Source organism: Burkholderia sp. KJ006, from assembly GCF_000262695.1.
Classification (GTDB): Bacteria; Pseudomonadota; Gammaproteobacteria; order Burkholderiales; family Burkholderiaceae; genus Burkholderia; species Burkholderia vietnamiensis.
The window spans coordinates 2,083,455-2,098,280 of record NC_017920.1; the positions used below are offsets into that span (position 1 = coordinate 2,083,455).

Annotated in this window: 10 protein-coding genes; 2 read left to right on the forward strand and 8 right to left on the reverse strand. The window is 67.4% G+C overall.

All coding sequences use genetic code 11. The features are described from left to right. Positions 1 to 26: 26 nt before the first annotated feature. The 3 genes from ntrC to glnA all read right to left on the reverse strand — a co-directional run bounded on the left by ntrC (position 27) and on the right by glnA (position 4,313). A complete protein-coding gene (ntrC, locus tag MYA_RS09400) occupies positions 27 to 1,547 on the reverse strand; it encodes a nitrogen regulation protein NR(I) (protein WP_011885434.1) in 1,521 nt (506 codons plus the stop codon). Positions 1,548 to 1,593: 46 nt separating this feature from the next. Beyond that, on the reverse strand, positions 1,594 to 2,736 hold the full coding sequence (gene glnL, locus MYA_RS09405; protein WP_014723296.1) for a nitrogen regulation protein NR(II): 1,143 nt from the start codon (positions 2,734 to 2,736) through the stop codon (positions 1,594 to 1,596). 161 nt (positions 2,737 to 2,897) lie between these two features. Then, positions 2,898 to 4,313, reverse strand: a complete 1,416-nt coding sequence (gene glnA, locus MYA_RS09410) for a type I glutamate--ammonia ligase (protein ID WP_011885436.1) — start codon at positions 4,311 to 4,313, stop codon at positions 2,898 to 2,900. Between the two features lie 406 nt (positions 4,314 to 4,719). Here glnA and MYA_RS09415 point away from each other — a divergent pair, with 406 nt between their 5' ends. Beyond that, positions 4,720 to 5,184: a rhodanese-like domain-containing protein gene (locus MYA_RS09415; RefSeq protein WP_011885437.1), complete on the forward strand. Its 465-nt coding sequence runs from the start codon at positions 4,720 to 4,722 to the stop codon at positions 5,182 to 5,184. Positions 5,185 to 5,344: 160 nt separating this feature from the next. On the opposite strand, the gene MYA_RS09420 is transcribed toward MYA_RS09415, so the two are convergent. From MYA_RS09420 to hrpA, 5 genes are all read right to left on the reverse strand, one after another. After that, positions 5,345 to 6,160 carry a competence/damage-inducible protein A gene (locus tag MYA_RS09420; protein WP_011885438.1) on the reverse strand — a complete coding sequence of 272 codons (816 nt, stop codon included), beginning with the start codon at positions 6,158 to 6,160 and terminating at the stop codon, positions 5,345 to 5,347. Continuing rightward, on the reverse strand, positions 6,157 to 6,984 hold the full coding sequence (locus MYA_RS09425) for an EI24 domain-containing protein (protein WP_014723297.1): 828 nt from the start codon (positions 6,982 to 6,984) through the stop codon (positions 6,157 to 6,159). Before MYA_RS09425 ends, MYA_RS09420 begins: the two co-directional genes overlap by 4 nt. A 109-nt stretch (positions 6,985 to 7,093) precedes the next feature. Then, positions 7,094 to 8,068, reverse strand: coding sequence for a sterol desaturase family protein (locus MYA_RS09430; protein WP_011885440.1), 975 nt, complete (start codon positions 8,066 to 8,068; stop codon positions 7,094 to 7,096). A gap of 16 nt (positions 8,069 to 8,084) precedes the next feature. Next, a complete protein-coding gene (locus MYA_RS09435; protein WP_011885441.1) occupies positions 8,085 to 9,074 on the reverse strand; it encodes a YVTN family beta-propeller repeat protein in 990 nt (329 codons plus the stop codon). A gap of 146 nt (positions 9,075 to 9,220) precedes the next feature. After that, on the reverse strand, positions 9,221 to 13,405 hold the full coding sequence (hrpA, locus tag MYA_RS09440; protein ID WP_014723299.1) for an ATP-dependent RNA helicase HrpA: 4,185 nt from the start codon (positions 13,403 to 13,405) through the stop codon (positions 9,221 to 9,223). A 23-nt stretch (positions 13,406 to 13,428) separates the two neighbouring features. Between hrpA and argA the strand changes: the two genes are divergently transcribed. Further along, on the forward strand, positions 13,429 to 14,808 hold the full coding sequence (gene argA / locus MYA_RS09445) for an amino-acid N-acetyltransferase (protein WP_014723300.1): 1,380 nt from the start codon (positions 13,429 to 13,431) through the stop codon (positions 14,806 to 14,808). The last annotated feature ends 18 nt before the right edge of the window (positions 14,809 to 14,826 follow it).

The following is a 14,826-nucleotide window of genomic DNA, read 5'->3' on the forward strand; positions in this document are numbered from 1 at the left end:
CGGCGCGCGCATGCCGCGACGACGGCTTACGGCTCCAGATGCAGTTCCTGGATCTTGCGCGTGATCGTGTTGCGGCCAATGCCGAGCCGCTCGGCCGCCTCGACCTTGCGGCCGCGCGTGAAGTCGAGCGCCTCGCGGATCACGGCAGCCTCGAAGCGGCGTGCGAGTTCGTCCATCACGTCGGCGGAATTTTCGCGCAGCAGTCGCGCGACTTCGGTACGCAGCCCGCTCTCCCACATCGGATAGCCGGCCGGCGCGCCGTTCGATGCGGCCGCAACGGGTGCGCTCGCGAGCGTCGCCGCACCGACCGACGGCTGCACGCGCGACACGTCGCCGCCGCCGAGGGCCGCGGGCGCGTCCGCGCCGTCGACGGCTGCCGTCACCGGCGCGCCGCTCGGCACGAGATCGGGCGGCAAGTCCTTGATCTCGACCGTCTGCGCGGGCGCCATCACCGTCAGCCAGTTCGCGAGGTTCTCGAGTTGCCGCACGTTGCCCGGAAACGGCAGCGACGTCAGATACGCGAGCGCTTCGTCGGACACGCGCTTCGGCTCGACGCCGAGATCGCGCGCGCTCTTCTGCAGGAAGTGGCGCGTGAGCAGCGGAATGTCTTCGCTGCGTTCGCGCAGCGGCGGCAGGCGCAGGCGGATCACGTTGAGCCGGTGGTAAAGGTCCTCGCGGAACAGCCCCTGCCGCACGCGCGATTCGAGGTTCTGGTGCGTCGCGGCGATCACGCGCACGTTCGCGCGCAGCGGGTTGTGGCCGCCGACCCGATAGAACTGGCCGTCCGACAGCACGCGCAGCAGGCGCGTCTGCAGGTCGAACGGCATGTCGCCGATTTCGTCGAGGAACAGCGTGCCGTTCTCGGCCTGCTCGAAGCGGCCCTGGCGGGTCGTCTGCGCGCCGGTGAACGCGCCGCGCTCATGGCCGAACAGTTCGGATTCCAGCAGATCCTTCGGGATCGCGGCGGTGTTCAGCGCGATGAACGGGCCGTTCGCGCGCGGGCTGTGACGGTGCAGCGCCCGGGCGACGAGCTCCTTGCCGGTGCCCGACTCGCCGGTGATCAGCACCGTCGCGGCCGAATGCGACAGCCGGCCGATCGCGCGGAACATGTCCTGCATCGCCGGCGCCTGCCCGAGCATCTCGGGCGCCTCGGCCACGCGTTCGTCCTGCGGTGCGCCGCCGCGCAGGCTTTCCTCCACCGCGCGGCGGATCAGTTCGACCGCCTTGTCGACGTCGAACGGCTTCGCGAGGTATTCGAACGCGCCGCCCTGGAACGCGGCCACTGCGCTGTCGAGATCGGAGAACGCCGTCATGATGATGACGGGCAAGCCGGGCAGACGCTCGTGCATCGCCTGCAGCAACTCGAGGCCCGAGCCGCCCGGCATCCGGATGTCGGATACGAGCACCTGCGGCGACTCGTGATCGAGCGCGGCCAGCGCATCGCGCACGTTCGCGAAGCTGCGCGTCGCGAAGCTGTCGCGGGCGAGCGCCTTTTCGAGCACCCAGCGAATCGATTGATCGTCGTCTACTATCCAGATCGGCTTCATAGGTCGGTCAGATATTGGTGAATCCGGTGAATCGCCATGCCGCCGCTCAGTGATCGAGCGGCAACAGGATCTGAAATTCGGTACGTCCGGGCCGGCTCTCGACCTCGATCATCCCGTCGTGCTGCTGCACGAAGGTTTGCGCGAGCGTGAGGCCGAGCCCGCTGCCGTCGTCGCGCCCGGACACGAGCGGGTAGAAGATGCGGTCGCGAATCTCCTCCGGAATGCCCGGCCCGTTGTCGACCACGTGCAAGTCCAGTGCCAGCCGGTACAGGCGCTTCGCGATCGTCACCTTGCGCGCGATGCGCGTGCGCAATTCGATTCTCGCGTCGCCCTGCGCGATGCGTTCGCGCAGCGCCTGCGCCGCATTGCGCACGATGTTCAGCAGCGCCTGGATCAGCTGCTCCTTGTCGCCGCGCAGGTCCGGCACGCTCACGTCGTAGTCGCGCTCGATCGTGAGGCCGCGCGGAAACTCCGCGAGCATCACCGCGCGCACGCGTTCGCATACTTCATGAATGTTCACGTCGCCGACGATGTGCGGATGCCGATGCGGCTCCAGCAACCGGTCGACGAGCGTCTGCAGGCGGTCGGACTCCTTGATGATCACCTGCGTGTATTCGCGCAACTCGCCACGCTCGCGCTCGCCCAGCTCGAATTCGAGCAGCTGCGCGGCGCCGCGAATGCCGCCGAGCGGATTCTTGATCTCGTGCGCGAGATTGCGGATCAGCTGCTTGTTGACCGCGGTCAGGTCGTGGATGCGCTCCTCGCGATCGGTGCGCGACTGGCGTTCGTTCTCGAACAGCTCGACGAGCACGAAATCGGGCGCGGTCTCGAGGAAGCCGACGATCGCATGCACGTGCAACGCCTCGTGGCCGGGCCGATCGAGCACGGTGTCGAGATGCGTCGCGTGAAAGCGCTCCTCGCCGATCGCGGTGATCGTCGACGCGAGCTCGTTCGCGTTCGGGAAGATCTCGCCCCACGGCCGCTGCGCGAGCTGCCGGCGCGAGATGTCGAGCATCGCCTCCGCGGACGGGTTCGCGAACGCGACCCGCAGCGTCTTGCGGTCGAGCACGAGCACGACCGTCGGCAGCGCTTCGAGCCCGGCAAGCAGCCCGGAGCGCGCGAGCCGCTCGTCTTCCGTCAGTCGCTCGGGCTGCCCCGTCTTCGCCTTGATCAGATTCTTCAGAGCCATCGTGCGTATCGTCGCGCCCCACCGGGGCCGTGAATGAGGAATTTCGGAACAAAAAAGGGACGGCTGGACGCCGTCCCCTTTCAGACTCCGCCGCTCCCGCCGCACACTGCCCGACGGGAACGAAGCGGCGTGACGGCGCTGACTGGAAGCGCCATCGCCACTTACAGCGAGTAGTACATCTCGAACTCGATCGGATGCGTCGTCATGCGGAACTTCGCCAGCTCCTGCTCCTTCAGCGCGAGGTACGCATCGATCATGCCGTCGGTGAACACGCCACCGCGCGTCAGGAACTCGCGATCCTTGTCGAGTGCTTCCAGCGCCTGGTCGAGGCCTGCGCAGACGGTCGGGATCTTTGCATCCTCTTCCGGCGGCAGGTCGTACAGGTTCTTGTCGGCTGCTTCGCCCGGATGGATCTTGTTCTGCACGCCGTCGAGGCCCGCCATCATCAGCGCGGTGAAGCACAGGTACGGGTTGGCCATCGGGTCCGGGAAGCGCGTTTCGATGCGGCGACCCTTCGGGTTCGACACGTGCGGAATGCGGATCGATGCCGAACGGTTGCGCGCCGAGTAGGCGAGCTTCACCGGTGCTTCGAAGTGCGGCACGAGACGCTTGTACGAGTTCGTCGTCGGGTTCGTGATCGCGTTCAGTGCACGGGCGTGCTTGATGATGCCGCCGATGTAGAACAGCGCGAATTCCGACAGGCCGGCGTAGCCGTTGCCCGCGAACAGGTTCTGGCCGTCCTTCCAGATCGACTGGTGAACGTGCATGCCCGAACCGTTGTCGCCGACGACCGGCTTCGGCATGAACGTCGCCGTCTTGCCGTACGAGTGCGCGACGTTATGGATGATGTACTTCGACCATTGCGTCCAGTCGGCGCGTTGCACGAGCGTCGAGAACTTCGTGCCGATTTCGTTCTGGCCCTGGCCCGCGACTTCGTGGTGGTGCACTTCGACCGGAATGCCGAGCTGTTCGAGCAGCAGGCACATTTCCGAACGCATGTCCTGGAACGTGTCGACCGGCGCGACCGGGAAGTAGCCGCCCTTCGTGCCCGGACGGTGGCCGGTGTTGCCGCCTTCGAATTCCTTGCCTGCCGACCACGGTGCTTCTTCGGAGTTGATCTTCACGAAGCAGCCCGACATGTCCGTGTTCCACTGGACCGAGTCGAAAATGAAGAATTCCGGCTCCGGACCGAAGTACGCGGTGTCGCCGAGGCCCGTGCTCTTCAGGTACGCTTCGCCGCGCTTCGCGAGCGAGCGCGGATCGCGCTCGTAGCCCTTGCCGTCGGCCGGCTCGACCACGTCGCAGGTCATCACGAGGGTCGACTCTTCGTAGAACGGGTCGATGAACGCCGCGGTCGGATCCGGCATGAGCAGCATGTCCGACGCCTCGATGCCCTTCCAGCCGGCGATCGACGAACCGTCGAAGGCATGGCCGCTTTCGAACTTGTCTTCGTCAAACGCCGAAACCGGCACCGACACGTGCTGCTCCTTGCCGCGCGTATCCGTGAAGCGGAAATCGACGAACTTGACGTCCTCGTCCTTCACGAGCTGCATGACGTCGGCGACGGTTTTACTCATAACCTCTTCTCCTGATTGAACAATTCCGGCGGACTGGGAACCGCCTCGTTTATCGAGCTGCCCGGAGTCTGGCTTTGGCGCAGCGCGCCCCGGGTCGACCGAATTCTATATAGCAGCTTCCGTGCCAATCATCGCAAATCCGACGCGAATCGCGCCGGCCCGCGCCGCAGCGGGGCCGCGCTGCGCGATTCCGGGGCCACGGGACGCACCGGCATTCGCGCTTTGGCACCTCCATGGTGCAACGAGCGTGTGACAGCATTTTGCGAGCGCCGATTCGGTGCATGCACGCCATTCTGCACTTTTTTGGTGAACCCGTGCGCGGTGCATGCGGCCGGCCAGCGTACCGACGTCCGCGCGGCAGCGGCGCGCTAGAATGTTCGTTTGACCGATACGGAGACCTCCTGCCATGAGTACGCTCGACCAGCTTTACGCGAAGGCCGATCAACGCCGCGCCGAGAGCGCGCTCGACTATGCGGGCGCCCTGCTGCCCGTCGAGGCGTTCGAACTGCTGCAGCTCGACCCGTCCGCCCGCCTCGTCGACGTGCGCACGCGCGCCGAGCTCGACTGGATCGGCCGCCCGCTCGTCGGCGACGGCCAGTATCTGCACATCGAGTGGACGCGCTATCCCGGCGGCGTGCCGAACACGGAATTCGTCGAGCAGCTGAAGGCGGCCGTGTCGCCCGATACGCCGGTGCTGTTCCTGTGCCGCAGCGCTGCACGCTCGAAGCTCGCGGCAGTTGCGTCCAAGCAGGCCGGCTTCACGAAGGCTTTCGATCTGCTCGAAGGGTTCGAGGGCGGCAAGGATGCCGAAGGCCATCGCAAGACGGTCGACGGCTGGTGCTTCCGGAAACTGCCGTGGATCGGCGCCTGAACGCGCATCCGTTCCCGCACGCCCGACTGCGACATCGTCGAGCCGGGCGATGACACCCCGATGACGGGCCGCGTTGCGCGGCCCGCTTCTTTTGCACGGCCCGTTCAGCGGGCCAGGTAGTTGTGCGCGCCGAGAGAATCGTGCGCGATCTACGCGACGCTCACGCCCGCGGCGCATCGGGCTCGACGACGTCGCCGCCGAGCAGATGCACGCCTTCGCGCAGCTTCACGAACGCGGCCGCGACCGCTTCAGGCTCGCCCTTCACGCCGAGGTCGATGTGCCGGCGCGCATAGATGCCGCCGCGCTCGGCGTCGCCGACGCTCGGCAGGCTGAACACGCGCACGCCGGGGAAGTCGCGTTCGATCCGCTCCATCAGCGGCGTCAGCGTCGACTCGGGCAGCTCGAACACGTACAGCGAGCGCTCCGCGTGCGGCGTCGCATGGTGCAGATGCGCGTACTTCGTGTCCAGCACCCATTCGATCATCGGCCACGCCATCACCGGGAAGCCCGGCACGAAATGCAGATCGCCGACGGAGAAGCCGGGAATCCGGTTGTAGCCGTTCGGGATGATCGTCGCGCCGACCGGGAACACGCCCATGTTGAAACGGTGCTGGTTCTCCGGCGAATCGAAGTCGACCGGCGCGCTTGCGTCGGGCTGCGTCTCGCGGATGCGCTCGGCGATCAGCGCGCGCGCTTCCTGGTGCAACTCGAGCGGCACGCCGAGCGCGGCGGCCGCACACTGGCGCGTGTGGTCGTCCGGCGTCGCGCCGATGCCCCCCGTCGAGAACACGATGTCGCCGGATGCGATCGCGCGGGCGAGCGTCGCGGTGATCCGTGCCGGATCGTCGCCGACGTATTCGGCCCAGTCGAGCGCGAGCCCGCGCGCGCCGAGCAGCTCGATGACCTTCGCCAGATGCTTGTCCTGCCGGCGGCCGGAAAGGATTTCGTCGCCGATGATGATGATGCCGATGCTCATGCCTGCCCCATGTCGATTGCGGTGGCGCGCGAGCTCGCGCGCAGGTCGTCCAGCGCGCGCAGGCAGTAGTGCCCGAACCACAGCGCCGAGAAAACGAGAATGAAAGCGTAAACCCAGATCATGGCCGCCGCGACGAACGGAAACAGCACCATCATCCAGACCGACGACACCCACACGAAAGTCGGCACGGTGCCGAGCAGGCCGGTCGCGACGCCGATGCCGATCAGCGGCCAGCGGTGGCGCCGCACGAGCTCGCGGCGCTCGTCGCGGCTCGCGTGCAGCGCGAGCGCGTCGTAGGTCATCACGCGATAGGTGAGCCAGCCCCAGATCACCGGCGGCAGCAGCGCGAAGAACGGCGGAATCAGCCACAGCGGGATCGTCACGACGAGCAGCACGACGCCGACCAGCGCCGCGCCGAGCGAATTGGCCACGCTGCCGAAGAAGGTGCCGCCGCGCTTCGCGTCGAGCGCGGCGAACTGCCGGCTCGCCAGGTGCTTGATCACGACCGGCATCGAGATCGTCGCGATCAGCAACAGCACGGTCAGCACGATCAACGGGATCGCGAGCGACACGACGATGAACGGCGCGATGACCGCATGCAGCTGCGACATCCCCAACGCGTCGAACGCGCGGTACAGCGCGGCGGTCAGCACGAAGCCGTCGAGCGCGCCGCGTGCCGCGTCGATCAGCGTTTGCCACGAGAACCACAGCACGACGCCCCAGAACAGCGCCGACACGACGAACGGCATCAGCGTGAGCCACAGCATGCGCGGATGCAGCGCGCTCGCGAACGCGCGGAGGAAGGAGCGCAGCAGATCGTTCATGCGGACCCTGTATCGACGATGAAAAATGGGGAAAGGATAAACCACGCGGCCCGCATGCGCCAAAGCACATGCGGGCCGCGCAGGCTACCGCTCGACGGGAAACGACGCGTCAGGCCGAGGCCGCACCGCGCTTCGCCGGCACGAGCCGGCGGAAGATCCGCACGAACGCGAGGCCGTGCTGCGCCCAGAAGCCGTCGCCGTAGGACACGCCCTCCATCTGCTCGCGGATGCCGGTCGGCTCGACCGTGCGGTTCCACGACGCGGTGCCGAACATCATGTCCCACCACGGAAACAGCACGCCGAAGTTGCAGCCGTACTTGGTGCCTTCGTGACCGTAGCCGACCGCATGATGACGCCGGTGGAACGTCGGGCTCACGATCAGGCGCTCGCCGAGCCAGCCGAGGCGCAGCCGCACGTTCGCATGCTGGATGCTCTGGATGAAGTTCGTGAACGCGGTCAGCACGACGAACTGCGACGGCGTCACGCCGATCACGAGCGCGATCGTCGCGAAGAAGCACGACTGGATCACGTTGTCGAGCAGGTGGTTGCGGTCATCGCACCACAGCGACATCTGCCGCTGGCTGTGATGCACGGCGTGCAGCTCCCACCAGATCCCGAACTTGTGCTCCCAGCGGTGATACCAGTAGCCGGCGAAATCGAGCACCACGAGGTAGATCGCGAACGCGACGATCGGCTGCGACGTCACGCCCGGCCACAAATAGTCCAGATTGACGTTCGACACGCCGTGCAGCCGCAACCAGCCCTGCAAACGGTCGAACAGCGGCTGCAGCGCGAAGAAGAAGAACAGCGAATAGATGCCGAGCTTCGCGATCGCCGTGTAGATCACGTCGACCCGCACCGCGCGGCGGTTGGTCCAGCGTTCGACCGGCAGCAGCGCCTCGAGCGGGCGCAGCACCGCGAACATCAGGACCATCTGCAGCGCGCCGACGATCACCCAGTACAGCGCGTCGTAGGTGCCCTCGTCGTAGCCCATCAGGTTGAACTTGAACAGCAGCGGCTGCACGACGTCGATGTACAGCCAGGTCTGGATGTCCGACACGAACGCATCGATCAGGTGCAGCATCGTTCGTCTCCGCTCGTCACGCGCCGTTCGCCGCCTTCCAGGGCGCGCGGTCGTAGAAGTAGATACCGTGCGGCGATCGGCCGACGGAAATCGTCTGCACCAGCTTGCGCGACGCGAGATCGATGATCCCGACCTTCTTCGCGAAGCGGAACGTCACCCACAGCGTCTTCCGGTCGGCGGACAGCTCCATGTCGTCCGGCCCCGGCAGCAGGCCGGTGATGTCGCCGACGTTGGTGAGCGTGTTTTCGTCGATGATGCTGATCGTGTTGGCGACGCGGTTGGTGATCGCGACGTGCGTGCCGTCGGCGAGCGAACGGAAGTTGTGCGCGCCGTTGCCGGTGACGATCTGCTTGACGATCTTCTGGTTGCGCCAGTCGACCACCGCGACGTAATCCGAGCCGGTCATCCCGACCAGCAGGTATTTGTCGTCCGGCGTGAGCCACAGGCCGGCCGGCACCTTGCCGACCTTCATCCGCCACTTGAGCGTCTGCGTCGCCAGATCGACCGCCGCGATCTCGCCGGACACCTGCAGCGACACGAGCACCGTTTTGCTGTCCTTGGTGAACGCGAGGTGGCTCGGCATCACCGCGAGCGGCAGGCGCTTCGCGAGATGCACGTCGTGGCCGTCATACGTATAGATGTCGAGGCGATCGAGGCGCAGCCCGGTCGACACGAACCACTTGCGATCGGGCGAGAAGCCGAGCTGGTAAGGATCTTCGATGCCTTCGACGGTGCGCTGCAGCTTGCCCGTTTTCGGATCGACGAACATCAGGCTGTTCGAGACCGAATTCGCGACGATCAGCGACGAATTGTCGGGCGTCGCCATCAGGTGATGCGGCTCCTTGCCGGTCGGCATGGTCGCCACGACTTGACGGGTCTGCTGATCGATCAGGGAAAGCGTCGCCTCGGCCGAGTTGAGGATGATCACGTTATTCGCGTGTGCGGCGGGCGCCAGCACGGCGGCGGCCAGCGCGAGCGTGCGGCCGAAGGAGAGGAAAGTGCGCATGAAGACTCACGTCGTGGAACTACTGTCATTGTAAAACGCCCGACCGGCCCGCCCGGTTGACCGCGGACAGCATTGCGCCATTTCGACGCACGCCGCGACGACCGGCCGTGGCCGCTCGCCGTGACGTGCATCGGGCCGCGGCGGCGCTAGCGCTGCATCGACTCCCACACCTTGTGCAGACGCTTGACAGAGACAGGCATCGGCGTGCGCAGTTCCTGCGCGAACAGCGAAATGCGCAGTTCCTCGAGCAGCCAGCGGAATTCCGCGAGCCGCGGATCGACGACGCCGCCGCGCTGCGACACCGCGCGCTGGTAATGCTGGACGAGCGGGTGCAGCTCGGCGAACTGCTTCGCGTCGCGCGCCGGGTCCGCCTTCAGCTTGTCGATCCGCAGCGCGATGCCCTTCAGATAGCGCGGAAAGTGCGCAAGCTGCACGTAAGGCGTGTCGATCACGAAGCGCTTGCCGACCAGCGCCGCGAGTTGCTGCTGCAGATCGGCGTGCGCTTGCGCGAACGGCTTCGCCTGCGCGAGCTTCTTCGCGAGCCCCGCGTATTCGGCGAGGATCTGCGCGACGAGCCGCGCGATCTCCTGCGCGAGCAGGTTCAGGCGGCTGCGGCCCTCGTCGCGGCGCGCGTGGAAGCTCGCGTCGTCGTCGGGCAGCGGCTCCTGCAGGCACGCGCGGTCGAGCGCCGTGTCGATCAGCTGGTCGCGCAGTTCGTCCTGCGTACCGAGCGACATGTACTGCATCGCCATCTCGCGCAGCCCCGGCAGGTTCTTCTCGAGGAACTTGATCGGCTCCTTCAGCTGCAGCGCGAACAGCCGCCGCAAGCCCGCACGATGGATGCGCGCGGCTTCCTCGGGCGAGTCGAACACCTCGACGTCGCAATGCGTGCCGCGATCGACGAGCGCCGGATAGCCGTACAGCGTCTGGCCGCGCCGGCGGATCTCCAGCAGCTCGGGAAGCTTGCCGAAATTCCACGTCGTCAGGTTCTCGTACAGCGCGGTCGCGCCGGCTTCCGCGGGCGCCGCCGTGTGCGGCGCCGCACCCTTGGCCGGCTTGCCGCCCTTCGCCAGCGCGCCTGGCGCACCCGCTCCGCCCGGCGCCGATGCGCCGGCCGGGGCGTCGCCGGCCGCATCGCCGCTCGCCGCGATCGACGACGCGGCCGCGATCTTCTGGAACTGCTGCTGCGCCTGCGCGCCGAGCTCCTGGCGCAGCTGCGCGAGATTGCGGCCCATCGCGAGCTGGCGCCCGTGCTCGTCGATCACCTTGAAGTTCATGAACAGGTGCGCGGGCAACGTCTCGAGCTTGAAGTCGGCCGTCTTCATCGCGACCTGCGTTTCGCCGCGCACGTCGGCGATCAGCGCGTCGACGAGGCCGCCCGCGCCGAAGCGCTCGCGACCCATGCGCTCGACGAAGCCGGCCGCGTACTCGGGCAGCGGCACGCAGTGCCGGCGCAGCTTCTGCGGCAGCGACTTCAGCAGCAGCTGCACCTTCTCCTTCAGCATCCCCGGCACCAGCCATTCGCAACGGCGCGCGTCGACCTGGTTCAGCGCGTACAGCGGCACCGCGAGCGTCACGCCGTCGCGCGGCGTGCCGGGCTCGAAATGGTAGGTGAGCGCCATCTCGACGCCGGCCATCGTCATGCTCTTCGGGAACAGCTCGGTCGTCACGCCGGCCGCCTCGTGACGCATCAGGTCGTCGCGCGACAGATACAGCAGGCGCTGCTTGTCCTCCGGCTGACCGCCCTTCTTCACCTCGTCGCGATACCAGCGCTCGAACGCCGCACCCGTATGGATGCCTTGCGGAATCGCCTGGTCGTAGTACGCGTAGATCAGCTCGTCGTCGACCAGCACGTCCTGGCGGCGCGACTTGTGCTCGAGCTGCTCGATGTCGGCGAGCAACTTGCGGTTGTGCGCGAAGAACGGCAGCCGCGTCTCGAATTCGCCTTCGACCAGCGCGCCGCGGATGAACAGCTCGCGGGCGCGCGCCGGGTCCTGCCGGCCGAACGCGACGCGCCGCCGATGGTAGATCGGCAGCCCGTACAGCGTCGCGCGCTCGAACGCGCTGACCTGCGCGGGACGCTTCTCCCAATGCGGCTCCGACAGCGACTTCTTCAACAGATGCGCGCCGACCTTCTCGACCCACTCCGGCTCGATCTTCGCGAGGCAGCGCGCGTACAGCCGGCTCGTCTCGACGAGCTCGGCCGCCATCACCCAGCGGCCGGCCTTCTTCGCGAGCGCGGAGCCCGGCCACAGATAGAACTTGATCCCGCGCGCGCCGAGGTAATGCGGATCGTCGTCGGCCTTCAGGCCGAGGTTGCCGAGCAGGCCGGTCAACAGGGCCAGATGGATCTGCTCGTAGGTTGCCTCGGCTTCGTTCAGACGCCAGCCGTGCTCGCGCACGACCGTCAGCAGTTGCGAATGAACGTCGCGCCATTCGCGCAGCCGCAGGTGCGACAGGAAGTTCTGGCGGCACGCATCGATCAGCTGGCGGTTCGATTTCTTGTGCGCGACGGCCTCTTCGAACCACGCCCAGATCTTCAGCCATTGCAGGAATTCGGAGCGCTCGTCGGCGAACCGGCGGTGCGCCTGATCGGCCTGCTCCTGCGCGTCGCTCGGACGGTCGCGCGGATCCTGCACCGACAGCGCACTCGCGATGATCAGCACTTCGCGCAACGCCTGCTGGTCGCGCGCGGCGAGGATCATCCGGCCGACGCGCGGGTCGAGCGGCAAGCGCGCGAGCTCGCGGCCGAGAGGCGTCAGCGCGTTGTCGTCGTCGACCGCGCCGAGCTCGTTGAGCAGCTGATAGCCGTCGGCGATCGCGCGGCCGGGCGGCGGCTCGAGGAACGGAAACGATTCGATCGCGGTGAGGTGCAGCGACTTCATCCGCAGGATCACCGCCGCGAGCGACGAGCGCAGGATTTCCGGATCGGTGAAGCGCGCGCGCGCCTGGAAGTCGCTTTCTTCGTACAGACGGATGCAGATGCCGTCGGCCACGCGGCCGCAGCGGCCCGCGCGCTGGTTCGCGGCGGCCTGCGAGATCGACTCGACCTGCAGCTGCTCGACCTTGTTGCGGTACGAATAGCGCTTCACGCGCGCCAGGCCGGTGTCGACGACGTAGCGGATGCCCGGCACGGTCAGCGACGTTTCGGCCACGTTGGTGGCGAGCACGATGCGGCGCGCGTTCGACGCCTTGAACACCTTGTCCTGGTCGGCCGCCGACAGCCGCGCGAACAGCGGCAGGATCTCGGTGTGCGGCGGATGGTGCTTGCGCAGCGCCTCGGCCGCGTCGCGGATCTCGCGCTCGCCGGGCAGGAACACCAGCACGTCGCCGGGGCCTTCGCGGCACAGTTCGTCGACCGCGTCGACGATCGCGTCCATCAGGTCGCGTTCGGCCTCGCGCGCGGTCTTCACGCGGTCGCGCCCGCCGGTGCCTTCGGCGTTCTTCACGGCCGGGCGGTCCTCGGCCACCGGCCGATAGCGGACCTCGACCGGATACAGCCGCCCGCTCACCTCGATCACGGGCGCCGGGCGCGCGTCGCTGCCGAAATGGCGCGCGAAGCGGTCGGCGTCGATCGTCGCGGACGTGACGATCAGCTTCAGGTCCGGCCGGCGCGGCAGGATCTCCTTCAGGTAGCCGAGCAGGAAGTCGATGTTCAGGCTGCGCTCGTGCGCCTCGTCGATGATCAGCGTGTCGTACGCCTTCAGCAGCGGATCGTTCTGCGTCTCGGCGAGCAGGATGCCGTCGGTCATCAGCTTGACCGACGCGCCCGGCGCGAGGTTGTCGGTGAAGCGCACCTTGTAGCCGACCACTTCGCCGAACGGCGTGCCGAGCTCCTCGGCGATGCGCCGGCCCGTCGACGACGCGGCGAGCCGCCGCGGCTGCGTGTGGCCGATCAGGCCCGTGCCGCCGGCGCCGAGGCCGCGGCCGAGATCGAGGCAGATCTTCGGCAGCTGGGTGGTCTTGCCCGAACCTGTTTCGCCGCAAACGATGACGACCTGATGCGCGGCGATCGCGCGCGCGATCTCGTCGCGCCGGCCCGACACGGGCAGGCTTTCCGGATAGCTGATCTTCGGGACGGGGTTCGGTGCGATCGGCGCGCGCGGCGCACGTTCGCGACGCGGCGTACGCTCGCCGTCGGCCGCGCGCGTAGCCGGCGCGGCCGGCTGGCCCGCATCGCGGCGCCGTTCGTCGTCGCGCGGCGGCTTGCCGCCCTGCCGCGTTTGCTGCTGCCGGCCCGGCTGCTGACGCGCATCGGCTGCACCGTCCGGGTGCTGCGCCGGGTCCGCGTTGGCCCGCGTCGGCGCGGGACTTTTAGGTACATTCGACATGGGGGCGCATTATAATCCCGCCCATGAATTCCCAAACCGACCTCCCTCCCGCCCAGACCGGCGCCACGACGCCGCCGGCTCCCGACGATTCGGCCGTCAGCCACGCGCAGTTCGTCGACTGGATGCGCTCCGTCGCGCCCTATATCCACAAGTTCCGCAACAGCACGTTCGTCGTGGGGTTCGGTGGCGAGGTGGTGCAGCAAGGGCTGCTGAACGCGCTCGTGTCGGACATCGCGCTGTTGCAGGCGATGGGCATCCAGATCGTGCTGGTGCACGGCTCGCGGCCGCAGGTCGAGGAGCAGCTGAGCCTGCACGGCGTCGAGTCGGAGTTCTCGCACGGGCTGCGCATCACCGATGCGCGCGCACTCGAATCGGCGAAGGAGGCGGCCGGCGAAGTACGACTGGACATCGAGGCCGCGATCAGCCAGGGGCTGCCGAACTCGCCGATGGCGCATGCGCACATCAGCGTCGTGTCCGGCAACTTCGTGACCGCACGGCCGGTGGGGATTCTCGACGGCGTGGACTTCGCGCACACCGGCATCGTGCGCAAGATCGACGCCGAGTCGATCCGTCATTCGCTCGCGAGCCGCAAGCTCGTGCTGCTGTCGCCGCTCGGTTTCTCGCCGACCGGCGAGGCGTTCAACCTGTCGATGGAAGACGTCGCGTCGGCCGCCGCGATCGCGCTGCGCGCCGACAAGATCATCTTCCTGACCGAAGCGCCCGGCATCGTCGACGACGAAGGCGAGCTGGTCCGCGAAATGTCGCTCGATGCGGCCGCCGAGCTGCTCGATTCGGGCAACATTCAGGGCGACGATGCGTTCTTCCTGAAGCATTCGATCCGCGCATGCCGCGGCGGCGTGACGCGTGCGCATCTGATTCCGCAATCGCTCGACGGCAGCATGCTGCTCGAACTGTTCCTGCACGACGGCGTCGGCACGATGATCTCGTACGAGAATCTGGAGAGCCTGCGCGAGGCGACGCCGGACGACGTCGGCGGCATCCTGTCGCTGATCGAGCCGCTCGAGTCCGACGGCACGCTGGTGCGGCGCGGGCGTCACCAGATCGAACGCGACATCGACCATTTCTCGGTGATCGAGCACGATGGCGTGCTGTTCGGCTGTGCGGCGCTGTATCCGTACCAGCAGGAAAAGATCGGCGAGATGGCGTGCCTGACGGTGGCGCCGGAAGCGCAGGGTTCGGGCGACGGCGAGCGCCTGCTCAAGCGCATCGAGCAGCGTGCGCGGGCACGCGGGCTCACGCATATCTTCGTGCTGACGACGCGCACGGAGCACTGGTTCCTCAAGCGCGGCTTCGTCAAGGTCAGCGTCGACGACCTGCCGGAAGACCGCCGCAAGCTCTACAACTGGCAGCGCAAGTCGCTCGTGCTGATGAAGCAGCTCTGAGCGCAGGTACGACTGCCC

Bases quoted from the DNA above. Each gene is read 5' to 3' on its own strand.
- MYA_RS09435 (WP_011885441.1), bottom strand. From the start codon at position 9,074: ATGCGCACTTTCCTCTCCTTCGGCCGCACGCTCGCGCTGGCCGCCGCC.
- hrpA (WP_014723299.1), bottom strand. From the start codon at position 13,405: ATGTCGAATGTACCTAAAAGTCCCGCGCCGACGCGGGCCAACGCGGAC.
- argA (WP_014723300.1), top strand. From the start codon at position 13,429: ATGAATTCCCAAACCGACCTCCCTCCCGCCCAGACCGGCGCCACGACG.
- glnA (WP_011885436.1), bottom strand. From the start codon at position 4,313: ATGAGTAAAACCGTCGCCGACGTCATGCAGCTCGTGAAGGACGAGGAC.
- MYA_RS09415 (WP_011885437.1), top strand. From the start codon at position 4,720: ATGAGTACGCTCGACCAGCTTTACGCGAAGGCCGATCAACGCCGCGCC.
- ntrC (WP_011885434.1), bottom strand. From the start codon at position 1,547: ATGAAGCCGATCTGGATAGTAGACGACGATCAATCGATTCGCTGGGTG.
- MYA_RS09420 (WP_011885438.1), bottom strand. From the start codon at position 6,160: ATGAGCATCGGCATCATCATCATCGGCGACGAAATCCTTTCCGGCCGC.
- MYA_RS09425 (WP_014723297.1), bottom strand. From the start codon at position 6,984: ATGAACGATCTGCTGCGCTCCTTCCTCCGCGCGTTCGCGAGCGCGCTG.
- glnL (WP_014723296.1), bottom strand. From the start codon at position 2,736: ATGGCTCTGAAGAATCTGATCAAGGCGAAGACGGGGCAGCCCGAGCGA.
- MYA_RS09430 (WP_011885440.1), bottom strand. From the start codon at position 8,068: ATGCTGCACCTGATCGATGCGTTCGTGTCGGACATCCAGACCTGGCTG.